This window comes from Aerococcus sp. Group 2 (assembly GCF_905125285.1).
In the GTDB taxonomy this organism is placed as follows: domain Bacteria; phylum Bacillota; class Bacilli; order Lactobacillales; family Aerococcaceae; genus Aerococcus; species Aerococcus urinae_E.
On sequence record NZ_CAJHPA010000002.1, the window covers coordinates 193618 to 216398 of the forward strand.

The 22781-nt window shown below is 43.8% G+C and carries 18 protein-coding genes, 1 pseudogene and 1 riboswitch; of the genes and pseudogenes, 4 read left to right on the forward strand and 15 right to left on the reverse strand.

The features are described from left to right. Positions 1-2 precede the first annotated feature (2 nt). From JFU01_RS03260 to JFU01_RS03295, 8 genes and pseudogenes are all read right to left on the reverse strand, one after another. A pseudogene (locus tag JFU01_RS03260) lies at positions 3-683 on the reverse strand (ABC transporter ATP-binding protein); the annotation flags it as partial. Positions 684-943: 260 nt separating this feature from the next. Next, on the reverse strand, positions 944-1828 hold the full coding sequence (rsmA, locus tag JFU01_RS03265) for a 16S rRNA (adenine(1518)-N(6)/adenine(1519)-N(6))-dimethyltransferase RsmA (RefSeq protein WP_195855935.1): 885 nt from the start codon (positions 1826-1828) through the stop codon (positions 944-946). Further along, positions 1825-2406 carry a ribonuclease M5 gene (rnmV, locus tag JFU01_RS03270; protein WP_195855934.1) on the reverse strand — a complete coding sequence of 194 codons (582 nt, stop codon included), beginning with the start codon at positions 2404-2406 and terminating at the stop codon, positions 1825-1827. The genes rsmA and rnmV overlap by 4 nt, the downstream gene beginning before the upstream one ends. Continuing rightward, positions 2403-3200 (reverse strand): TatD family hydrolase, encoded by a 798-nt coding sequence (locus tag JFU01_RS03275; protein ID WP_195855933.1) that lies wholly within the window; start codon positions 3198-3200, stop codon positions 2403-2405. The genes rnmV and JFU01_RS03275 overlap by 4 nt, the downstream gene beginning before the upstream one ends. Before the next feature lie 125 nt (positions 3201-3325). Next, positions 3326-5326, reverse strand: a complete 2001-nt coding sequence (gene metG / locus JFU01_RS03280) for a methionine--tRNA ligase (protein ID WP_195855932.1) — start codon at positions 5324-5326, stop codon at positions 3326-3328. A gap of 108 nt (positions 5327-5434) precedes the next feature. Next, a complete protein-coding gene (tyrS, locus tag JFU01_RS03285) occupies positions 5435-6697 on the reverse strand; it encodes a tyrosine--tRNA ligase (protein ID WP_195855931.1) in 1263 nt (420 codons plus the stop codon). A gap of 330 nt (positions 6698-7027) precedes the next feature. After that, on the reverse strand, positions 7028-9670 hold the full coding sequence (gene mgtA, locus JFU01_RS03290) for a magnesium-translocating P-type ATPase (RefSeq protein WP_195855930.1): 2643 nt from the start codon (positions 9668-9670) through the stop codon (positions 7028-7030). A 209-nt stretch (positions 9671-9879) separates the two neighbouring features. Further along, positions 9880-10048, reverse strand: a riboswitch (M-box (ykoK) riboswitch). 133 nt (positions 10049-10181) lie between these two features. Continuing rightward, positions 10182-10808, reverse strand: coding sequence for a cyclodeaminase/cyclohydrolase family protein (locus JFU01_RS03295; protein WP_195855929.1), 627 nt, complete (start codon positions 10806-10808; stop codon positions 10182-10184). A 315-nt stretch (positions 10809-11123) separates the two neighbouring features. Here JFU01_RS03295 and glnA point away from each other — a divergent pair, with 315 nt between their 5' ends. Continuing rightward, on the forward strand, positions 11124-12461 hold the full coding sequence (gene glnA / locus JFU01_RS03300; protein WP_195855928.1) for a type I glutamate--ammonia ligase: 1338 nt from the start codon (positions 11124-11126) through the stop codon (positions 12459-12461). A gap of 103 nt (positions 12462-12564) precedes the next feature. Here glnA and JFU01_RS03305 read toward each other — a convergent pair whose 3' ends face one another. Together JFU01_RS03305 and JFU01_RS03310 are read right to left on the reverse strand one after the other, a co-directional pair. Next, positions 12565-13272, reverse strand: a complete 708-nt coding sequence (locus tag JFU01_RS03305; protein WP_195855927.1) for a zinc metallopeptidase — start codon at positions 13270-13272, stop codon at positions 12565-12567. Positions 13273-13343: 71 nt separating this feature from the next. Beyond that, a complete protein-coding gene (locus tag JFU01_RS03310) occupies positions 13344-14309 on the reverse strand; it encodes an alpha/beta hydrolase fold domain-containing protein (protein ID WP_195855926.1) in 966 nt (321 codons plus the stop codon). Between the two features lie 262 nt (positions 14310-14571). Here JFU01_RS03310 and JFU01_RS03315 point away from each other — a divergent pair, with 262 nt between their 5' ends. Both JFU01_RS03315 and JFU01_RS03320 read left to right on the forward strand, forming a co-directional pair. Further along, positions 14572-15180 carry a YkyA family protein gene (locus JFU01_RS03315; RefSeq protein WP_111821428.1) on the forward strand — a complete coding sequence of 203 codons (609 nt, stop codon included), beginning with the start codon at positions 14572-14574 and terminating at the stop codon, positions 15178-15180. Next, entirely contained in the window at positions 15167-16486 is a 1320-nt protein-coding gene (locus JFU01_RS03320) for a putative glycoside hydrolase (RefSeq protein WP_230081956.1), read from the forward strand. Before JFU01_RS03315 ends, JFU01_RS03320 begins: the two co-directional genes overlap by 14 nt. Before the next feature lie 47 nt (positions 16487-16533). On the opposite strand, the gene JFU01_RS03325 is transcribed toward JFU01_RS03320, so the two are convergent. Next, complete coding sequence (locus JFU01_RS03325; protein WP_195855925.1) at positions 16534-17703, reverse strand: pyridoxal phosphate-dependent aminotransferase; 1170 nt, start codon at positions 17701-17703, stop codon at positions 16534-16536. Beyond that, complete coding sequence (locus JFU01_RS03330) at positions 17700-18194, reverse strand: Lrp/AsnC family transcriptional regulator (protein ID WP_195855924.1); 495 nt, start codon at positions 18192-18194, stop codon at positions 17700-17702. Before JFU01_RS03330 ends, JFU01_RS03325 begins: the two co-directional genes overlap by 4 nt. A 214-nt stretch (positions 18195-18408) precedes the next feature. Here JFU01_RS03330 and JFU01_RS03335 point away from each other — a divergent pair, with 214 nt between their 5' ends. Then, positions 18409-19386: a DUF1002 domain-containing protein gene (locus tag JFU01_RS03335; protein WP_195855923.1), complete on the forward strand. Its 978-nt coding sequence runs from the start codon at positions 18409-18411 to the stop codon at positions 19384-19386. 334 nt (positions 19387-19720) lie between these two features. On the opposite strand, the gene rlmH is transcribed toward JFU01_RS03335, so the two are convergent. From rlmH to JFU01_RS03350, 3 genes are all read right to left on the reverse strand, one after another. Next, positions 19721-20200, reverse strand: coding sequence for a 23S rRNA (pseudouridine(1915)-N(3))-methyltransferase RlmH (gene rlmH / locus JFU01_RS03340; RefSeq protein WP_111851908.1), 480 nt, complete (start codon positions 20198-20200; stop codon positions 19721-19723). Positions 20201-20577: 377 nt separating this feature from the next. Further along, positions 20578-21861: a S1C family serine protease gene (locus JFU01_RS03345; protein ID WP_195855922.1), complete on the reverse strand. Its 1284-nt coding sequence runs from the start codon at positions 21859-21861 to the stop codon at positions 20578-20580. An 88-nt stretch (positions 21862-21949) separates the two neighbouring features. After that, entirely contained in the window at positions 21950-22780 is an 831-nt protein-coding gene (locus JFU01_RS03350; RefSeq protein WP_013669254.1) for an MBL fold metallo-hydrolase, read from the reverse strand. Position 22781: the final 1 nt, after the last annotated feature.

A 22781-nucleotide genomic window follows, 5' to 3' on the forward strand; every position in this document is an offset into this window, starting at 1 on the left:
CATCACCTCAATCGCGGCGCTAAGGCCAGATAGGATTCTTCCAAGGTAGCGGGTCGGTCAATATGTTCCACTCCCGATAACTTAACAATGTCTTTGACACTGCCCTGGTACTGAATCTCCCCTCGACCTAAGAGAATAATGCGTTTAGCTAAGCTTTCCACTTCACCCATCATATGGCTGGTCAATAAGACCGCTAAGCCTTCTTGACTGGCTAAGTCCCTAATAGTCTGGTGGATTTCTTGGGAAATTTCCACATCGATCCCATTGGTGGGTTCATCGAGTAAAAGTAAGGCAGGTTGACCTAGCAAGGCCCGAGCGATATGGAGGCGTTGCTTCATCCCCTTGGAATAGTGTTCCACCGTCTTATTTTTTTGATCGGTCAGCTTAACGATAGCGAGTACCCGGTCGACCTCTTTTTTCCGATCCCTTGAGGGAATATCAGCCAAATCAGCAAAGAAAGACAGGTTATCTTGGGCTGAGACCTTATCATAAAGGCCCAAGTCCCCGCCAAAGGAGACCCCAATCAAACCATGGTGGGGATTGGCCAAGACATCAACCCCTTTGACAAGAATCGATCCTGAACTGGGTAATAAATAGCCACCCAACATGGATAAGAGGGTCGTCTTTCCTGCCCCATTAGGGCCAATAATGGAGAGAATCTCGCCTTCCTCAATGGTCAAAGACACATCTTTGACGGCCTGGAAGCTTTCCTTTTTATTATGGAAAACCTTGTTTAAGTGGCTAACTTCTAATACTTTGGGCAAATGACCATCTCTTTTCTTAGTCTATAACTTTTCAGTTTTAATTGTGATACATTTTATCATAGCCCTAGCAATAAAGGAAGCTCATCTTGGCTAGTGTTAAAACGATAACTTTCTGCTCAATATAATAAAAAAACACAATCCTTTTCCTTTCGACAAGGGGCAGGATTATGTTTTAGCATTTATTTAAAACCAGCCTCATTCAAAGCATCACTTAAACGGGAGAAGTCTTCAATGGTCAATTGCTCAGCGCGGACCTTAGGATCAATTCCCGCGGCTTCAATGGCTGTTTGTAAATCAGCTGGCTCTTGAAATTGCCCAGCAAAGAGCGTTTTTAAATTATTCCACAAGGTCTTGCGCCGGTGAGCAAAGGCTCCCTTGACAAGCTTAAAGAACAAGGCCTCATTTTGTGGTTGGACAGGAGGAACTTGTCGTCTTTTCAGGTGAAGGACAGCGGAATCAACCTTGGGCCGGGGTTTAAAGACGGTCTTTGGCACTTTGACAGCTATTTCACTCTGGCAGTAATAGTCTAAGACAATGGTTAAGGCACTATAGGCCTTGGTTCCCGCCTGAGCCGTCAGACGTTCGGCAACCTCATACTGCATCATAAGGGCAAAGTCAGAGACCTCTAAGTCACTTTCCAAGAAGTGAAAGATAATCGGGGTGGTGATATAGTAAGGAAGATTAGCCACCACCGCTAGGCGTTTGGAATCAGGAAAATACTGGGACACGCTATCCTTTAAATCAGCCTCCAGAATATCTTGGTGGAGGACGGTTAAATTATCATAGTGGCCCAGTTCTGCTTCTAAGACCGGTAAGAGTCGGTCATCAACTTCAAAAGCTAAGACCCGGCCCGCACTTTCACAGAGAAATTCCGTTAGGGCGCCAATTCCCGGACCAATTTCAATGACATCAGTGTCTTGGTCAATGTCCGCTGCGTCCACCATTTTTCCCAGGATTTGAGGTTCCATGAGGAAGTTTTGTCCCAAACTCTTTTTGGCATCGAGCTGGTAACGGTTCAAAATGGCATTGGTCCGGCTAGGGGTAGCAATCCAGGATTTAGTCATAGCTGTTCTCCTTCTTCTCTTTTTTGATTATATTCTGCGACGACTTTCAAAACGGCTGCTGGAGAAATTTGAAATAGGGCTAAGCGTTTGGCTAATTGCTTGCCATTACTATGGCCGATTTTCAAACGTTTGGTCAGGTAGTCTCGTCTAGCCGCTGCATCATCTCCTCCTAAGAGACCCAGTGCCATCAGTTCAGCTGCAGTAAAGGGCGGTTGACTTTCATCACTAGTGGTTACCGTATAGACGGCACTCAAGGCCTGGTCGATAGCCGCAAAAGAGGCGTGTTCCACTCCCAAGCTGCCCTTGTGCTTGGGCTTAGCATCCTGCCTTTCCAAAAAGGCATGTTGGACCTCGGGAACATCCCGCATGATGGTGCGACGGATTTTTTCCCCAGAAACATCCGGGTCAGTAAAGACAATGACCCCATATAAGTCCTGGGCCTGCTTAATCTTGTCCATGGTTTCTTGGTTGATGGCTGAGCCATTGGTTTCGATAGTTTTCACATGGTAGAACTGTTTTAAACGTTGGCTATCATCCCTGCCTTCAACAACAATAACCTCTTTTAAGCGTTTTTTCATTTGACTTTCTTCCAACCAGCTTCCGTCCATTCAATCCCAAATAAGCGACAAGCATTGTCATAGGTAATCTTAGCCATAGCTTCATAGCTAGTTTGTCTAAGATCAGCCAAACGATTGTTAACAAAGGAGATATTGGCGGACTCATTCCGCTGTCCCCGCTTGGGTTCTGGGGTCAGGTAAGGAGAGTCGGTTTCAATCAAGAGACGGTCTTTGGGACAGTTTGCTGCCACATAGCGGACTTCCTTAGTTTTCTTGAAGGTCATCACTCCAGAAAAGGACAGGTGCATGCCTAAATCTAAGAAGCGTTTGGCATCTTCTCGACTTTCTCCAAAGGTATGCATAATCCCACCAATTTCCCAAATTTTTTCATCTTTAAGAATCCGGTAGACATCCTCTGAAGCATCCCGATTATGGATAATCACTGGCAAGTGGCCTTCTCTAGCAATGGCAATTTGACGGCGGAAAACTTGTTCTTGAACTTCCAAGGGGTCTTCATCCCAGTAGAAGTCAAGCCCCATCTCCCCTACCCCAACTGCCTTATCAGTATCTAGGGCAGTTAGGAGTAAGTTCTCAATGTCTTGATTATATTTGCCTGCTTCAGTAGGATGCCAGCCATAAATACCGACCATATCCGGGTGTTTGGCCACTAAGGGTAAGCCCCGTTCAATACTATCTTGGTCAAAACCAACAATCCCCATGCCTGAAACTCCCGCCTGGCGGGCACGTTCAATGGCTTGGTCTCGGTCCTCGTCAAAGTCAGCCGTATTAAAGTGGGTATGTGTATCAAAGAGCATGATTAGACTCCTCTCTTGTCAATTAAGATCCTGGATAAGAAGCTCCTCAAGCGATTCTTTATCCAGAGTTCTGTTAGATTTCATGGAAAAGAGACTGTGGTCTGGTCACAGTCTCTTCCTCTTCATTAGCCCAAGAGGCTCCCATTTGGCAAGGATTCATCAACAAAAATTACGTGCAAATCGTCGCCATCTTCTGCAGAAAGAATCATGCCTTGGGAGATTTCCCCTTTCATTTTACGGGCTTTTAAATTAGCTACAATAATGACCTTCTTACCAATGAGGTCTTTAGGTTCTGGGTAAAACTCACGGATCCCAGATAGGATTTGCCGGTCTTGTTGGTCTCCGGCATCTAGGCGGAATTTCAAGAGCTTGTCGGCACCTTCAACAAAGTCACAGTCTTTGATTTCAGCCACCTTGAGTTCAACATCATCAAATTTATCGAATTTAATGGTCTTATCCTTAGCGTTAACTAATTCGGTTTCCTCAGGATCCCAGTCTTCATCATCAGCTGCTGGAGTAGACATTTGTGAACGAATATAGTCAACCTCTTCTTCCTTATCTAAACGTGGGAAGATGGGCTCTCCTTTAGCAATCACTTGGGCAACTGCTGGGTAGAGACCAATTTCTAAGGAAGCGAAGGAATGGTCACTATCAGAAATCCCCAATTGTTCAAAGATCAACTTTGGGGTTTGGGTCATGACTGGTTGGATCAGAATAGCAATAATCCGCAGCGCATCAACTAAGTGATAAAGAACGGATTGTAATTCCGCTTGCTTACTGTCATCTTTAGCCAAGACCCAAGGCATGGTTTCGTCAATATACTTATTGGCCCGTGAAATAATCTTCCAGGTATTATCTAGGGCTAAGGAGAAGTGGAAGTTATCCATATTATCAAAGTAGGCTCTGACATTGTCTTCGATAACCGTTTCCAAGTCAGCATCATAGTCAGTCACTTGGCCAGGATAAGCACCAGCGCGTCCCTCTTGGTACTTATTCAACATGGAAATGGTCCGGTTCAATAAGTTCCCCAAGTCATTGGCCAAGTCAAAATTGATCCGGTTGACAAAATTGTCAGGAGTAAATACCCCATCCGAACCAAATTGCACTTCCCGCATCAAGTAGTAGCGTAAGGCATCGAGTCCGTAACGGTCAATCAGCATTTCAGGATAGACCACATTCCCCTTAGACTTAGACATCTTGCCGTCTTGCATCAATAACCAGCCGTGACCAAAGACTTGTTTTGGTAGGGGCAGGTCAAGAGCCATTAACATAATTGGCCAATAGATGGTATGGAAACGAACAATTTCCTTACCCACTAAATGGACATTGGCAGGCCAGAATTTTTGGTAGCGGGAGTCATCCTCTGAATCATAGCCTAAGGCGGTGATATAGTTGGCCAGGGCATCGATCCAGACATAAATCACGTGTTTAGGATTAGAACGGACCGGAATCCCCCAAGAGAAAGAAGTCCGGGTCACAGCTAAGTCTTCCAAGCCAGGTTTAATGAAGTTATTAATCATTTCCTTCTTACGGGATTCGGGTTGGATGAAGTCAGGATGGTCTTCATAGTATTGTAAGAGGCGGTCAGCATACTTAGACATCTTAAAGAAGTAGGACTCCTCTTTAACCAGTTCAACCTCGTGGCCGGAAGGCGCCTTACCACCAATGACCTTGCCATCATCATCACGGTAGACTTCCGCTAATTGGGTTTCGGTAAAGTATTCTTCATCAGAAACCGAATACCAACCCTCATATTCTCCCAGGTAAATGTCGCCTTGGTCTAAGAGTTGTTCAAAAATATCTTGGACGGCTTTGACATGGTAGTCATCGGTCGTGCGGATAAATTTATCATTAGAGATATCTAAGCTCTTCCACAACTTTTGCATGCCCTCAGCCATCCGGTCGACATAGGCTTTGGGAGAAATCCCTTCTTCTTCAGCCTTTTGTTGGATCTTCAAACCATGTTCGTCAGCCCCAGTAAGGAAGAAGACTTCATGGCCCATTAGGCGTTTATAACGAGCAATGGTATCAGCAGCAATGGTTGAGTAGGAATTACCAATATGTAGTTGGCCACTAGGATAGTAAATCGGGGTGGTTACATAAAAAGGTTCTTTAGTATTAGTCACGAATGAGTGCCTCCTTTAATTATTTCTAAATCAGTATAGCATAAAGCGGGTCGCCTTTAGAACGGATAGTTTATGCTAGTAAGAGCAAGTTTTTTGTATAGGGCCTTTTTAATCAACAAAAGTCATTAAGAAATATTTCTTCTTGCCCCGACGCACGACAATGTATTTATCTTCAATAGCATCAGCAGGTGAAATCTCATAATCAATGTCTTGGATCCGCTCGCCATTAATATAGATGGCCCCATTTTTAATGTCTTCACGGGATTGGCGGCGGGAGCTCTCTACCCCGTTATCCACTAGCCATACTGCTAAGTTAGCAGTCTCTCTAGGGACTTGAGCTCCAGGCATATTATTAAAGCCCTGTTCAATTTGCTTGGCACTGAGATTCTTAATGTCTCCTGAAAAGAGGGCTTCTGTGATGGTTAGAGCATCGGCTAAGCCTTCCTCACCATGAACAAAGAGGGTCATTTCCTTGGCTAAAGTCTTTTGAGCTTCCCGTTTATGGGGTTCAGTGGCAACTTTTTCGGCTAATTCATCGATCTCTTCTTTTGACAGGAAGGTGAAGTATTTCAAGTATTTAACCACATCAGCATCATCTTGGTTAACCCAAAATTGGTAGAACTCGTAAGGGGAAGTTTTTTCAGGATCTAACCAAACGGCCCCACCAGCGGTTTTACCAAATTTCGTGCCATCTGCCTTCAACATGAGGGGGATGGTTAAACCGAAGGCCTTGGCTTCAGGGCCTTCCACCTTACGAATTAAGTCTAAACCGCTGGTAATATTGCCCCATTGGTCGGCTCCACCAATTTGTAAACGGACATCTTCTTCCCGGTATAAGTGTAAAAAGTCCATGGATTGAAGGATTTGATAGGTAAATTCAGTAAAGGAAATCCCGTGTTCGAGACGCGACGCCACCACATCCTTAGCCAACATGGTATTGATATTGAATAATTTCCCATAGTCACGCAGAAAGTCTAATAAGGACAAGTCCTTGGTCCAAGCATAGTTATTGACTAGGCGGAATTGAGCGTTAGGATCCTTGAGGAAGAGTTTTTCCATTTGAGCAGTCAGCTTACGAGCATTTTCATTAACAGCCTCCATGGATTGTAGTTGCCGTTCTTCACTCCGACCAGAAGGATCACCAATCGAACCAGTCGCTCCTCCAATTAAGATCACCGGACGATGCCCTTGTAATTGGAAACGCTTTAACATGATAAAAGGGATCAAATGGCCAATATGCAAGGAATCCCCAGTAGGGTCAACCCCACAATAGAGGCTGATCGAATGGTTTTCAACATAGTCTTTTAAACCTGCTTCATCGGTTTGCTGGTTAATTGCGCCACGCCATTCTAATTCATCAATAATATTCATGGAACTACTCCTTCTTGTCTAATTTTGGTCTGTTTAAAGTTCTGTCAATTCTCTTATTAAGCAATAAAAAAAGTCCCTGCCAGACAGACAGGGACGATTGTTACCGTGGTACCACCCAAGTTGCTTAAAAAAGCCACTCTCGCGCGATAAGGTAGCGCCACCTAGCAATTCCTCTAACAAGTGTAATTCATCATTAACAGGTACTAGTTTCCACCAACCACTAGCTCGCTATCAAGTCAACTGTTAACCACTACTGGGCTTGTCTTGCTTAATATTCCTCATCAGTATAGGTAATTTCACCCTAATTGTCAAATCCAAGTCCTGGTAAACTTAGAGTAACTTGCCATAGTGTTTAACGTAGAAATGTTTGACCAAGGTCACTAGGACCAAGTAAGAAATCACAATAGCGACCAGTAAGAGCCAGAAAGAGCCGGGTAAGGGAGCTAGACCTAGATAGAAGCCTAACTTGGTCCGTGGCAATAGGCTACCAAAGATGATCCCAATAGTTGTGATCGTGGTAAAAATAAAGGATGGCCGACTTTGGATAAAGGGCAGCTTTTCAGTCCTTAACATATGAAGAACTAGGGTTTGTGACCATAAGGAAACCACGAACCAGCCTGAATGGAAGAGGGCTTCAAAGATGGCTTGTTGTCCCGTCGATAAGGACCAATAAGTTCCATTTAGGACTTGAGGAATAATCCAATGGTAAAGCGCCACAAAGGAAAGCACATCAAAGATGGAAGAAATTGGGCCAAAGTAAATCATAAAATTCTTCACATGCGAAGCGTCCCAGTTCTTAGGTTTCTTCAAATAGGAGGCATCCATGCGGTCCCAAGGAATGGAAATGCAGGCGATGTCATAGATCAGGTTCAAGACTAAAAGTTGGGTCGGCATCATCGGTAAGAATGGTAAGAATAAGGAAGCCATCAAGATGGAAAAAGTATTCCCAAAATTTGATGAAGTCGTAATATTAATATATTTCATAATATTCCCAAATATTTCCCGACCGGAAACGACCCCTTTTTCCAAAATCATCAAATCCTTTTCTAAAAGGATGATGTCAGCGGATTCCTTGGCAATATCGACTGCAGTATCCACAGAAATGCCCACATCAGAAGTTGTTAAGGCAGCGGCGTCATTAATCCCGTCACCCATAAAGCCTACTACATGGCCGTTATCTTGGAGAATTTGAGTAATTTGGGCCTTTTGTTGAGGAGAAATTTTGACGAAGACTTGGTAGTCTTCCACCGCTTGGGCTAAGGCTTCCTCGTCCATGGCTTCCAGGTCGATCCCATTAATGATACTATCTGCCGGAATTCCTACTTGACGACACACCGACCGGGTAACTTCTTCATTATCACCCGTCAGGACCTTCACATCCACTTGGTGGTCAGCCAAGGCCTTAAGAGCCGGTTGGGTGGATTCCTTAGGTGGGTCAAGGAAGGCTAGGTAGCCAATCAAAAGCATATCCGACTCATCTTCAATGCTAAAAGCATCCACTGCTGGTGGGTTGGTTTTTTGAGCAATGCCGATGACCCTTAGACCGTCTTCATTGAGATCTTTGACTTGTTGGCGGATTTCTCGCCGGAGGTCATCCGTTAAGGGAATGGCTTGACCTTGTTTGAGGACCAGGGTGGAAATGGCAAGCATCTCTTCAACGGCCCCTTTGGTAATCAATTGACGTTTACCCGCCTTATCTTCCACGACGACACTCATCCGCCGCCTTTCAAAATCAAAAGGAATTTCATCGACTTTGTGATAGTAAGAAGGATCCAGGTCTAGTTCCCGGTGAGTGGCTTCAATAATGGCCACGTCCATCAAGTTCTTCAAACCGGTTTGGTAGTAAGAATTCAAGTAGGCATGGCGAAGGACCCCACTGTCTTCATCGCCATCACAGTTCAAATGCATTTCTAGAACAATTTTATCTTGAGTCAGAGTTCCCGTCTTATCAGTACATAAGACATCCATGGCGCCAAAGCTTTGAATGGCATTTAAGTTCTTAACAATGGTCCCACCCTTGGCCATGGTTTGTGACCCCTTGACCAGGTTAGTGGTCACGATCATCGGAAGCATTTCCGGAGTCAAGCCGACCGCAACCGAAATGGCAAAGATCAAAGCATCCAACCAATTCTTCATATGAATGCCATTAATCAGAAAGACTACCGGTACCATCACTCCCATAAAGCGCATGAGCAGAGTGGAAATTTTACTTATGCCGATATCAAAGTTGGTGACTTCTTCTTCGGTGGTCACGGTTTTCGCAATATCACCAAAGAGGGTCTCCTCCCCGACAGCAATCACTAGTCCGACTGCACTACCGCTAATGACGTTCGAGCCCATAAAGGCCAGGTTGACCTCATCAACCACAGTCTCAGCATGGTCAGTGGCTTGGGCCATTTTTTCTACCGGATAGGATTCCCCAGTCATGGCCGCTTGAGAAACAAAAAGGTCCTTACTTTCAATAATCCGTAGATCAGCAGGAATAAGGTCCCCTGCTGATAATTTAACCAAGTCCCCGCACACAATCTCTTCGGTAGGGATTTCGTTGAAATCGCCCGCGCGTTTGACATTGGCAGTCACTTTAACCATTTCCTTCAAGTGTTCTGCCGCATCATTGGATTGCTTGGATTGGATAAAGGATACGGTCCCAGAAATAAAGACCAGGACCAGAATAATCACTGAACTAATGCAATCGCGACTATCCGCCGCTGCAAAGACATAGTCAGTAAAGAATGAAATGATAGCCAGACCAATTAAAATTAGGGTAAAGGGGGTGAGATAGGCTTGGACAAGTTCTTCCATTAAAGAAGCTTTGTCCCCATAATCGATCACATTTTCCCCGTATTCTTCTCGCAAGGCTTGGACTTGATCATCGCTAAGGCCGTTTTTATCAATTTTATAGTAGTTAAAAAGTTCGCTTATTGAATAAGCAGCAAATTGCCGGTAGCGGCCTTGGTTTTCAAATTTTTTCATCGTTATGCTCCTTTCTGTGGGAGCCTAAAGCTTAATCAGAGACCCTGGTAATGGCCTCAAGAGCTTAAGCAATAAACTCCCTTGCTGTCGACTTTCCGCTATCTGTTCTTGCTCTTCCTCCATAGCCATCACCTCCATCTTTTCCTTGGCAAAATAAAAAGAGCCCCTACCCAAGAAAGTAGAGACTCCATTATTAATAAGCTCAGTTGATTGAGTTGCTTCGTCTGAGTTTTAGCACTGTATAACGTAAAGAAAAATTTCTTAGCTACCTGGAGAAAGCCTTATTTCGACAATCTCTGTTTTACCCATTGGCGTCTCTCGACATTTTTGGGCGATAGCTTATGTTTATACAGGAGCCTCTGCCTAACACTTCGGTATTCAAATTTTCCACATAGTATAGTACACTACTTTTTCTTTATTTGCAAACTCTTTTTTACAATTTGTCCGAGCATTAACACTTTACTAGACATGCAGTGGCTCTCAAACTCCAAATTTAGCTAAACAAGCTAGCTTATTGTCCCTTACGTTTTTCAATTGCTTTAAGGAGAGCTTGGTCCAGCTTTTCAATCCGATCTAAGAGAGCACTTTGTTTTTTAGCTAAAAATTGGGCGCTAGCCTGGTCTTTAATTAAGGCCAAATTGTTTTCTACATTATGGTTAGAGCCCTTAAAGGCAGTCAACAAGTGGTCCCTTGCCACCTCAACGTCAGCTAAGATGCTTGGCTTAACGAGGCGAGCGACGTTTTCTAGTAGGGCTAAATCATCAACCACTAAGGCGATGACTTGCAGAGGCAAATGCGTTGCTTGGATCAAGGTCACTTGGATTTGTTCGCTGCGGGCTTGTTTTTCATCCTCACTACTTGCCTTTTGCTTGTAAGCCGCAAAGAGCCGGGCAGAGACCTTTTCGTCTTCGCGGGCAAAATGTAAGAAGCTGTCGCTGTCCCGGTCCATTTGATGGGCTAGGTCAGATAAGTTAGCCGCGGTATTGGCATCCTTGGAAAAGTCAGTCCGGTCCAAAGTCACCTTAGCCGCCATACTTGCCAAGGCACACGCAAAACTACCAGTGACACAGGAAACCGCCCCACCGCCTGGGGCAGGTGCCTTGGAAGCCACTGCTTTAATTAATGATTCTAATTCCATTTCAACGCTCACTCTTTTCTTTTTATTTGGTTAAATAATCAAACATTACTCCCAAACGTATTAGGAGAAAGGTAAATCACTTGCTATCCTATCAAGCATGTTTTTCTTATTTTAACCAAAATACCAGGGAAAGGCATTAGCTTTTTTAATTATTTTTACTTATTAATAATACTATAGCTGAATGCAGGCTCTGACATAAGAAAAACTTTAGAAATTATGAATAATTTTTTCTTGTGATCTTATTTTACATGTGTTATATTTTCTTACATAGAAATCGATTAACTAAGCTGTTAAGAAGATTGGAGTTATAAAAAGATGAAACAAATTAGCGAAGAGCAAATCCGTTCCGATATCAAAAAAGAAAATGTCCACTTTCTCCGCCTCGTCTTTAGTGATGTCAACGGCACCCTAAAAAATGTCGAAGTGCCGATTAGTCAATTAGATAAGGTTTTGGATAATAAACTGATGTTTGACGGTTCTTCCATCGACGGTTTTGTTCGTATCGAGGAATCCGACATGTATTTAATTCCCGATTTAAATACTTGGTTAATCTTCCCTTGGACCGCTGGTGACAATAAGAAAATCGGCTTACTGCTCTGTGATATTTATTCCACAGACGGCACGCCCTTTATCGGTGACCCCCGCGGTAACCTGAAACGCTGTGTCCAACGTCTAAATGACGATGGTTTTAAGGAATTCAACCTCGGTTTAGAAGCAGAATTCTTCCTCTTTAAATTAAATGAGAGTGACGAACCAACGACTGAAGTTAATGACCATGGGGGTTACTTCGACCTGGCTCCCGTTGACCTCGGTGAAAATTGCCGCCGCGATATCGTCCTTACCTTAGAAGAAATGGGCTTTGAAGTGGAAGCCAGTCACCATGAATGTGCCCCTGGCCAACATGAAATTGACTTTAAGTATTCTGATGTGGTGGATGCTTGTGACAAGGTCCAAATCTTCAAATTAATTGTTAAGTCAATCGCCCGCAAGCATAATCTCTATGCCACCTTCATGCCTAAACCTGTATACGGTATCGCTGGTTCAGGGATGCACTGCAACATGTCCCTCTTTGATGAAAACGGCAATACCTTCTACGATGAAAACAGTGCTGACGGGCTTTCCGAAACCGCCCATCTATTTGTTGCTGGGATCTTAAAACACGCCAAAGCTATCACTGCTCTGGGGAACCCAATCGTTAACTCCTACAAACGTCTAACTCCTGGTTATGAAGCCCCAGTCTATATCGCCTGGTCTGCCCAAAACCGGTCACCATTAGTTCGAATTCCTGCAGCCCGTGGCAATTCGACTCGGATTGAATTACGGTCAGTAGACCCTTCCGCTAACCCATACCTCGTTATGGCAGCTTGCATCTATGCCGGTTTAGACGGGATTGAAAACAAACTCCCTGTTCCTGAACCCATTGACCGAAACATTTACAACATGACTGCAAAAGAGTTACGGGAGTCTCATATTGAACAACTGCCTTCTAACTTAAAAGAAGCGGTTAACTTCCTCAAAGAAGACCAAGTGGTGCTGGATGCTCTCGGTAGTCATCTATCCAATAACTTTATTACAGCGAAAACCATTGAGCACGATGAATATGAAACCCAAGTCACCCAATGGGAAGTTGAACGTTACTTAAAAGCTTACTAATTAAACCGTTTTCAAAAAGAAAGCGTGGCCAAAAAAATTGGTCACGCTTTTTTAATATCAAATTATTCTTAGAAAGAACATTTTTCTAATGTCTTCTTGCCGCTTAGTCACGCCGGTTGCCACCGAAAAGAATAATAATCCGCAGGAGGGAGAGTAAGGTAGAGACTGTCCCAGCTACATAAGTCAAGGCAGCTGCTCTTAAAGTAGACTTAGCATAGGGTAATTCTTCCTGACTCAGAATATTCATTTCGTCGAGACAGCGAATGGCCCGTCTAGAAGCATCAAATTCAACCGGTAAAGTCACCAATTGAAATAACAAGGCCAAGGAAAACAAGGCAATCCCAATATTAATCAGGGTTTGATTCATTCCAAAAAGGACCCCAAGTAAGAGGATAGGCATGGACAGACTGGAGCCAAAGTTAACCACGGGAACGATTTTTTCCCGGATCCGCATAAAGGCGTAGTTATCAGCATCCTGCAGGGCATGGCCGCACTCATGGGCAGCAACACCAATGGCTGAAATCGAGCTTTCTTGGGAAACTTGGTCCGAGAGATAAAGATTCTTATCACGGGGATCGTAGTAGTCCGTTAATTTCCCCCGCACCGTACTCACACCCACATGGCCAATTTGGTTGTGGTCCAACATCATCCGGGCCACCTGGTCAGCAGTTAAGCCACGGCGGTTAGTATAGCGGCTATATTTATCAAAAGTTCGGTTGACATTCCAAGAGGCAATCCCGGCAATAATGGCACCGATAATTAACAAGATAATGGTAGGATCAAATATGTAGAATAAAGGAAATCCAAACACTTTTACATCTTCCTTTCTGATCTTTATTGACTATTATAACAAGAAAGCCAATAGATAACTATAAAAAAGTATTAAGGCAAGACGACTTTAGCGATTAAATCAATGACTTCATCCTGCTCAGGAATAGCCAAGAAATGGAAGTTATGGGTCAAATAATCAAAAGCATAGAAATCGACCGCCAGTCCCTTTTGCTTTAATTTTCGGTAAAAGGCTAAGACTTCTAAATATTGGACATCTTTCTTACCCATAAAGAGATGGACCTTGGGTAAGGCCCCTGCCTGGTCAGCGTCTAGGGCAATAATCCGTCCCTCACTCGCTTGCCAAAGACTGGCAATGGCTTGGTAATCAGAAAAGGTCATCAAGTAATCTTTTTGTTGCTCGTCTTGACTGCTAGTGATGCTATGTTTCGTCGTTACCCAAGGTGAAAGTAAAATCAGCCCTTCAAGGATGAGGTTACTACTGCTATCTCTTGCAATGGGTAAGGCAAATAATGCCCCAGTATCTGAAGCCATCAAGTAGAGGTCTTCATCGGTATAGTCCAGACTAATTTCATCCAGTAAGCCCTCTAAACGGTCGACTTCTTCATCAAAATAAGCGTAGGAAAGGGGCTCAATATAGGGAATTAATAGGCGCAGCTGATTGTCTTCAGCAAAATTTTCCAAAAACCGCCACTCCTTAGGCGAAATTGCTTCAATCCGATGGCCCCCATGGAAATAAACCACTAGCTTATCTGGCCGGTAGTTTTCTGGGCTGAGCACATAGGCTTTACCATTTTGATAGCTTGAGAGTGAGATGTTCATGCCATGTTTTTTGGGATAGCTTAAATCTCCCTGCCGAGCAGTCTTCAACTGGTCTTCTAGGAATTGGCGGTAATCAGCCTCATCAGCGTTTTTTAGCCGGTCTTTGAGCCGGTAGAAGTCCTCTAGGAGCCGACTCTTTACGCTCCGATCTTCTTGGTAAAGGGCATGATAAGCATAGCCCGCTAAACTGGCAACCACCGTTGCTGCATAAGCTAATAAACGTTTCTTTCTTGACATGGATGCTAACCTCTTTCTTTTAGCCCTTAAACTTACCTATTATTATACAATCAAAGCGCGGTCAAGGGCGATAGCCTAGGACAATGTTATCAAAATGTTAAGCTTTCTTTTTGAATTTACACGAAGACTAAGAAGCACTCACTAAGAGCAAATTGAGCTAAAACTCGGTGTAACAAGGAAAATGAAGATGAGTAGGAAAGCCTTTCTTTTTTTGTTATACTGAAAACAGTTTTATTTTATTTATAAGAAAAGGATGAGAAATATGGTAAAGAAATTGGGACTATTGCTAGTCATGGTCTTTACTCTGGTCGCCTGTGGCAAACAGCCTGCCGAACAGTCGGCCCTAGAAAATATTGAAACCATTACTAGCCAACTGAATCAGATTCAAGCTCAGGAATCTGAACTGCAAAGTCACTTTGAAACAGATATCAGCCAGGACTCTTCATTGAGTCGCTTAGGAGACAAAAATAGTCAAACAGGGAAGAACCTCAAACTACGTGAAGAAGCTACCCAAAAAGCCATCAAGGAGCTCACTGCCCTAAAACAAGTCAGTGAAAAAGTGGAAGATGAAAGCTTGCGTCAATCTCTCAATGAAACTGCAAGTCAAGTGGAACAATACCTCAATGACTATCAAAACTTCTTAGAAGAAGAAGATCAATATTACCAAGAAATTGGCGAAAAGGATGCCACCATCGACACCTTTGAGGATACCATGGCGGCCCTTAATGAAAAACATGTCAATTTGCAAAACCAATTAAAGAATTTAGAAAGTCAGCTAGAAAAGAGCCGTCAAGCCTTGCAAGATGTGCAAAACAATGACCAAGCCCTAGCTGGCCCGTACACTCACAAAGGAGGTTATGACTTTGTCTAAGCAAGAATATCGTCGCCCTCCCCATAGAAGACGTTGGTTACAGATTTCTGCTGCTCTATTGTGTTTATTAGCCGTCCTCTTAATTATTGTTTTCTTTAACCGCGATCGCTTTCAAAATCAAGCAGCCCAGTCTTCACATACCAATAATACTAATCAAGTCGCTAAGGCAGAAAAAGTAGAGGTTAGTGACCAAGAATTACAAATCAACGAAGGCAACCAAGCCTTACTCCGAGTACCTAGTGTTAAACCTGAACGCTTCTACAAGGCTAGTCAAGTCAACATTGCCTACCCTAAAGAAGGGGTTCGTGGCATCTACCTGTCTGCCCACGGTATGGGGACACCAAGTATTTTGGAGCGTAACATTAACTTACTTGATTCCACTGGCTTGAACAGTGTAGTCATCGATGTCAAGTCTGACTGGGGCTCGATCGCTACCCAGTTGCCAACCGATAATGACTTAGTTAAGAAGAACGAAGAAATTACCTTTAATGGTCAAGAAATGATGCAAACCTTTGAAGAGAAGCAAATTTATCCGATTGCCCGCATCACCACCTTCAAGGATACCTATGCTGCCCAAGCCCACCCGGATTGGTCCTTTAAGAAATCCAATGGTGAGATTTGGTCTGACGCAGGAGGCCAAACCTTCCTAAACCCTTATAACAAAGACGTTTGGGCCTATGTGGTCGACGTGGCTAAGGGCGCTGCCGAACTTGGCTTCAAGGATATCCAATTCGACTATGTCCGCTTCCCAGAAGGTTTTGAAAACTTTGGAACCAGTCTGGTTTACGATATGGGGGATTATGCGCATTATGGTAAAGATAGTGTCGAAGGCCGCTGCCAGGCCATCACCGACTTCTTAGCCTATGCTCAAAAAGAGCTCCGTCCCTATGGTGTCGATGTCTCAGCTGATATCTTCGGTTATGTCACCACCATTGGTGCAGCCCCAGGCATCGGTCAAGACTTTACCGATATTGCCAATACCGTCGATGTGGTTTCTTCTATGATTTATCCGAGTCACTGGAGTAATGGTGACTTTGGCTTCACTGCACCTGACCTTGAACCTTACGGGGTCGTTGATAACTATATGGATGTCGAAGACCTCCGCTTAGAAAATATCGATGGCGACCATGCCCATTCCCGTCCTTGGTTACAGGCCTTTACCGCTAGCTACTTAGCTAATGGAACTTACCAAGAATACACCAATGTTGAAATCGAAGAGCAAATCCAAGCCCTCCGTGACCACGGTGTTTACGAGTACCTACTCTGGAATGCTGCTAACGATTACCCAAGCAATGTCGATTACTAATTAAGAAAGCAAAAACACTTGTCCGAAAAGGGGCAAGTGTTTTTTTACTAGTCTTGTCTTAGTTTTTGGATAAAATGGTTAAGTTTTTCGACCGCTGCTTCTAGTTCATTCAAGGAATAGGCATAGGAGATACGAATATGCCCTTCACCACCTTCGCCAAAAGCCGACCCAGGAACAACCGCTAATTTTTCTTCATCTAATAATTTCAAGGCAAATTCTTCACTGGAGAGACCAAATTCACTAATATCCGGAAAAGTATAAAAGGCTCCTTGGGGCTCAAAGCAAGGGAGGTCCATGTCCTTAAACCGGGCCATCAAAAAGTTCCGCCTTTGTTGGTAAGACCGCCGCATCACTTGGACATCATGATCGCAGTCTCTTAGAGCGACAATCCCTGCATATTGAGAAATGGTTGGGGCAGCCATAATGGTAAACTGGTGAATTTTTATCATTTGTTCCATAATCTCATGAGGAGCACAAGCGTAGCCCAAACGCCAACCGGTCATGGCAAAGGATTTAGAAAAGCCATTGATATAAATGGTTCGCTCTTTCATTCCTGGAAAAGCAGCAATCGACACCAAGTGTTCTTGATTATAATTTAATTCAGAATAAATTTCATCAGTAATGACATAGAGATCATGAGCCTCAATCACTGGAACTAAGGCAGCCAGCTCTTCCTTAGTCATACTTGCTCCAGTAGGATTGTTCGGGAAGTTAATAATCATTGCCTTGGTTTGAGGAGTGATGGCGGCTTCTAAATCTTCCGGAGTCAGAATAAAGTTTCGATCAGCCCTTAAGGTTACGGGAACAACGACACCATCAGCTAGCTTAATTGAAGGTGCATAAGAAACGTAGCTGGGATCAATACAAATGACCTCATCGCCAGGATTAATAATCGCCCGACACACCATATCGATGGCTTCACTCCCCCCCACAGTCACCACGATTTCTGAGCGGGGGTCATAATGCAGGTCATGTTTGACATCGATGTATTGACTAATGGCCTGACGTAATTCCATCAAACCGGCATTGGCCGTATAGTAGGTTTTGCCCTCACGAATACATTGCATAGCTGCTTGTCGGATAGGCATGGGGGTCATAAAATCGGGTTCCCCCACCCCTAAAGAAATAACATCAGGGATTTCATTGGCAACTTCAAAGAAACGACGGATACCAGAGGGGGCTAGTTGGACCGCTTTATGGCTGATTGACTGACTCATTGGCTAATCACCAACCGATTTCTACCATCCGTCTTCGCCTTAAATTGGGTCCCGTGGTCCTTATAGCGTTGCATGACAATATGGGTGGCAGTCCCTTGAACATGATCTAGGGTGGCTAATTTATTAACAAAACCTGATATCCTATGCATAGGGAGGCGCTTAGTTAAGACCAGATAGTCATAGGCCCCACTCATTAAATACAGGGCTTCAACTTCATCGTACTGACTAATCACATCAGCGACTTGTTGGTAGGAAACGCCTTTATGCAAGTTCACTGTGATTTCTATCATGGCCGATGCATACTCATTATCCGTTGCATCCCAGTTGACCATGGCTTGGATACCAGAGAGGATATTAGCGTCTTTGAGCACCGTCTTCATCTCTACGACTTCACCTTTGCTTAAGGAAAGCATGTCGGCCAAGGTTTGGTCACTTAGGCTGGCATCTCTTTCTAATAAGCGTAATAATTCATGGGCTTTTTCTTTATTCATTGTCATCGCCTCTTTCATCTTCAATCGCTTTACAATTTTTTGATAGAACTATTTTAGCGCATTATGACCTCCTTAAAGCTTATTTATTTCTTAAAATAAAATTTTAGTTATTGCGTAATTTTTTAACAATCCTTAGCCTCCCCTTAAGGAAAAGCTAAAAGATTATCTTTTTAGCCATGTTATAATAGAATTAACAATTAAGGAGGTTTTTCGAATGAATCAATTGAAACGTGGGCTCTTGGCCGTACTCGCTTGCCTAATGGCCATCACCCTCTTCATTCCCCAAACAAGTGCCCAGGCAGCTATCAAAGAATCTATTTTTACTTACGGTGAGTCCCTCAACCAAAGTCAATTCCAAGAGACTCAAAAGCTCTTAGGGGTTGATGCCAATGCCCGGGCTGTCCAAGTGAATATTAATGAGTTGAATGGCCTATTACATGATAATTACCCCTACTACCAAGTTTATTCATCCGCTTATATTGCCCCAGCCAAGCACAGTGGGGTCAATGTAGAAATCGTCACCCCTAAAACCATTACCGCCATTACGCCCTTACAATACGAGAACGCAGCCCTAACTGCCGGAGCAACCAATGTTGATATTAAAGTCGCTTCCGCTGTTCAAGTGGACGGTTCCGGTGCCTTGGCAGGTGTCTATAAGGCCTTCCAAGACAGCGGACAAGCCTTAGATGGCAAAGCAGTTTCTGTCGCCCAAGAAGAATTACAAACCGCTTCAACCATTACTAAGGAAAACCAAAACAAAGAAAATTATTCTGACGAAACCTTGAATGCTGCCATCGCTGATATGAAAAACCAAATCCAACAAGCCAAGGAACAAAATGGTGGATCGATCGATGGCAATACCATCCAAGTCATTGTTAATAACGTCATCAATAATTACAATCTTAATGGCGTCCTTTCTGAAGAAAACATTCAACAATTACGGGACTTAATGACGAAATTTAGCCAAATTGAACTGACTGAAGAGCAAAAAAACGCTCTTTCCAACTTTGGACAAACCTTAAAAGAAAAGAGCGGCCAATTAGTGGATTCCGCAAAATCCGCTTGGGATAATATGGACGAGACTGATAAAAATGGAATCACCGATTTCTTCCACAGTCTCTGGCAAAGCCTCTTAGGCATCTGGGATTCAATCTTTGGCACCAATTATGCCCAAAATAACCAAGGCCAATAAAATTTTATAGTAAAAACCAAGCCACTAGGCCCTGGATAAGTAAACTTATCCACAGAGCCTAGTGGCTTTTTTGACTTTTGTTGTACTCTATAGTTGAGTTTGGACGCCAGCCTTGAAGTTGCTTCAGAAAATACCAACACACAGACCTACTGTGCTTATGGTATTTTCCTCCAGCAATTCAAGCCTTTAGTGGCGTCCTCACATCCTTTTTAAACCTGTTCCAAAAGTCAGCCCTGACGTCCACTTCACGAAATGTCGATGAATTCTCTGCGTGAATTCTTTCGACTTTTCGCTCCAGTGGTTCAGGGCTCTTTTTGACTTTTGTCACACTCTTTTATTTATGATAGGGTTCGTGGTGAATAATGCGAAAGGCCCGGTAAATTTGCTCGCTAAGCACCAAACGCATCAATTGATGAGGCAGGGTCATCCGACCAAAACTGAGTAAGAGATCGGCCCTTTGGTTGACCGCCGGACTAGTCCCTAAGGATCCGCCAATTACAAAGACAATGTCGCTCTTGCCATAGGTCAGGCAGTGATCAATTTGCTGGGCCAATTCTTCCGAACTTAAGTCCTGACCCTTGATAGCAAGCACAATGACATAGGCTTGGGGAGAAATCTTAGCCAGTAGGCGTTGGCCCTCTTTTTCGATGATTTGCTGGTTTTCCAAGTCGCTGGCATTGTCTGGGGTAGGCTCATCCTTAACCTCAATCACTTCTAATTTCCCATAGCGTTGCATTCGTTTTTGATACTCAGCAATGCCCTGTTTCAAATATTTTTCTTTCAATTTTCCCACGCTGAGAATGGTAATCCGCATCTCAAGTCACCCTTTTCTTCAAATTCTCCTTCATCATAGCATAACTCCCCCTTTTCACAAGGACTTATCCACAATTTACTCCACAAATCCACAAGTTGTTAATAATAAAGCCTATTATGAAGGGGTTTTTACCCAGAAATTTCGACCTATCCCAAGTTTTCACTTTTTATACACATAATTGCCCACATGAAAGAAGCCCTTTGTGACGGGACTTATCCACTTTTCAACAAAGTTATCCACAGTTTCACAAAGTTTTCCCCTGATCTTGTGCATAAGGCTTGGGGATTATGTTGATAAAGCCAAGGCCAAGAACAAAGAAAAAGCCCCAGTTTTCCTGAGGCTTAATTTACTGTCATTATCCAAAAAAATTTAGTCAACTAGGCATTATGGTGGTCTTGAGGCCGTAATTGAACGGTAGTGGTTTGCTTCTTACCATTGCGATAATATTCAATTTCAACCTTTCCATGGGGGTCTGAACCATAGAGGGCTTGACGCAATTGAGTGGTATCCTTAATTTCATGGTCGCCAAAACGGGTAATCACATCATACTGCTTCAAGCCTGCTTGGTCGGCAGGAGAATTAGGGTCGACCTCCATCACGACTACCCCGTCCTCAATCGCTTCAGGCAATTTCAGCATTTGTTTTTGCCGTTCCAGCGGGAATTGGTAGAGACTAGCCATGCGCAGGCCAAGTCCTGGCCGGGTTACATGACCATCTTTTTCTAACTGGCTAATAATTGTGGTTACGTCATTACTTGGGATGGCGAAGCCCATACCCTCCACTTGGGCGGTGGAAATCTTCATCGAGTTGATCCCAATCACTTGGCCGGCAGAGTTCACCAAAGCGCCCCCTGAGTTACCTGGGTTAATGGCTGCATCTGTTTGAATCGCAGTCACGGTCCAATCACTTTGCCCGTCTTCATCTAAGTCGGTCGGTACTTGCCGGTTCAAACCAGATACAATACCTGATGTTACCGTTGAAGCAAAGTCAGATCCTAGTGGCGAACCGATAGCAATGGCTGGTTCCCCCACCTTCAATTGGGAAGAATCCCCAAATTCTGCCACAGTTTTAGCATACTCAGCTGGCATGGCCAAAACAGCCAGGTCAGTCCAAGGGTCGGCCCCTACCAGGTCAACTGGCACTTGGGTCCCGTCAGCAAGGATTATCTCCAGGGCATCGCTCCCCTTAATCACATGGTTGTTGGTAACGATATAAGCCTTATCGCCATGGACCTTATAGATGACACCCGAACCTTCTGAGGCGGTTTTTAGTTCATCACTATTGCGGCTGGGTTGGGTAAAGCCAAATAAGTCATAAACTTGGTTGTTAGGACGGGCCAAGTTCACCACAGAAACCACCGAGCCTGCGACCTTATCCACCACAGCAGAAACATCAGATTGAATCTCCACACTGGCTTGTTGGGTCCCTTGTTGCCCCTTATTTTCGCTCTTATTTTGGCTTTCGGCATTGACCTGGCGTTCCACCATGGTTTTCACTTCATTTTCGGAAACCTTATCTTGGTTGGCGTAAGCTGAGACCCCACCCACTAAACCAGCACCGATTAGGCCACTGATAATAGCGGTTCCCCATTTGGAATTAATAGCGTTTTTAGTATCATCTTTTAAATTATGATTTTTATCAGGATTAACTTCTTTAGGCATATTTTTCCTCCACTTGTTATAATTGTTCACTTCAAGGATTTTAACTATCTTAGAATGAATATTTGAAAAATATATGAATATTTTCTCATTAAAGGGTAAATAGATCGGTAGGTTGATAATGGTGGGTCTCATAAAGATCAAAATCATAGCCCACCCCGAGGCCGTTCTCCTTTAAAATCGCCGTATTGGTTTCAAGGGCCAGGGCATTTAAGTTATTTTCCCTGGAAATATGCCCCAGGTAAACCCGTTTGGTGCGTTCACCAATCATTTTAGTCAGGGCTTCCGCCGTTTCGACATTAGACAGGTGGCCCCGGTCAGAAAAAATCCTTTGCTTTAAACGCCAAGGATACTTCCCCATTCTTAACATATCATTGTCATAGTTACTTTCAATCATTAAGGCATCAGAATTGTATACCAGGCCAGCTAAACGATCGGAAACATAGCCTAAGTCTGTCATCATGGCGAATTGCTTACCATCCTTTTGGAAGGCATAGAACTGTGCATTGATGGAGTCATGACTGACAGGGAAACTTAGAATATCGACATCCCCAAAGCTAATCCTTTCCCCTGGCTCCATAATTATCTTTTGGTCGGCGTCCAACTTGCCACATTTCTGCTCGAGATAGGACCAGGTATCGGCATTGGCATAGATGGGGAGTTGGTAGCGCCGGGCCATAATGCCTGCCCCCTTGGAATGGTCAGAATGTTCGTGAGAGATAAAGATGGCATCAAGGTCCTTGGCGTCCCGGCCAATTTTCTGCAGCAATTCCTCAATACGCTTACCACTTAAGCCCGCATCAACTAAGATATTCCGCTGTGGGGTTTCAATATAAGTGACATTTCCTGTTGACCCACTGGCTAACATACAAATGCGCATGGTAAAATCTTTTTGCTCTGCGTCTTTGTCCAAAACATCCAAA

Coding starts and splice junctions, on each gene's coding strand:
- JFU01_RS03295 (WP_195855929.1), bottom strand. CDS start 10,808: ATGGAATTAGAATCATTAATTAAAGCAGTGGCTTCCAAGGCACCTGCC.
- JFU01_RS03345 (WP_195855922.1), bottom strand. CDS start 21,861: ATGCCTAAAGAAGTTAATCCTGATAAAAATCATAATTTAAAAGATGAT.
- rlmH (WP_111851908.1), bottom strand. CDS start 20,200: ATGCGGATTACCATTCTCAGCGTGGGAAAATTGAAAGAAAAATATTTG.
- JFU01_RS03315 (WP_111821428.1), top strand. CDS start 14,572: ATGGTAAAGAAATTGGGACTATTGCTAGTCATGGTCTTTACTCTGGTC.
- JFU01_RS03330 (WP_195855924.1), bottom strand. CDS start 18,194: ATGAATAAAGAAAAAGCCCATGAATTATTACGCTTATTAGAAAGAGAT.
- JFU01_RS03310 (WP_195855926.1), bottom strand. CDS start 14,309: ATGTCAAGAAAGAAACGTTTATTAGCTTATGCAGCAACGGTGGTTGCC.
- JFU01_RS03325 (WP_195855925.1), bottom strand. CDS start 17,703: ATGAGTCAGTCAATCAGCCATAAAGCGGTCCAACTAGCCCCCTCTGGT.
- JFU01_RS03275 (WP_195855933.1), bottom strand. CDS start 3,200: ATGCTCTTTGATACACATACCCACTTTAATACGGCTGACTTTGACGAG.
- tyrS (WP_195855931.1), bottom strand. CDS start 6,697: ATGAATATTATTGATGAATTAGAATGGCGTGGCGCAATTAACCAGCAA.
- glnA (WP_195855928.1), top strand. CDS start 11,124: ATGAAACAAATTAGCGAAGAGCAAATCCGTTCCGATATCAAAAAAGAA.
- JFU01_RS03335 (WP_195855923.1), top strand. CDS start 18,409: ATGAATCAATTGAAACGTGGGCTCTTGGCCGTACTCGCTTGCCTAATG.
- rsmA (WP_195855935.1), bottom strand. CDS start 1,828: ATGACTAAATCCTGGATTGCTACCCCTAGCCGGACCAATGCCATTTTG.
- rnmV (WP_195855934.1), bottom strand. CDS start 2,406: ATGAAAAAACGCTTAAAAGAGGTTATTGTTGTTGAAGGCAGGGATGAT.
- mgtA (WP_195855930.1), bottom strand. CDS start 9,670: ATGAAAAAATTTGAAAACCAAGGCCGCTACCGGCAATTTGCTGCTTAT.
- JFU01_RS03320 (WP_230081956.1), top strand. CDS start 15,167: ATGACTTTGTCTAAGCAAGAATATCGTCGCCCTCCCCATAGAAGACGT.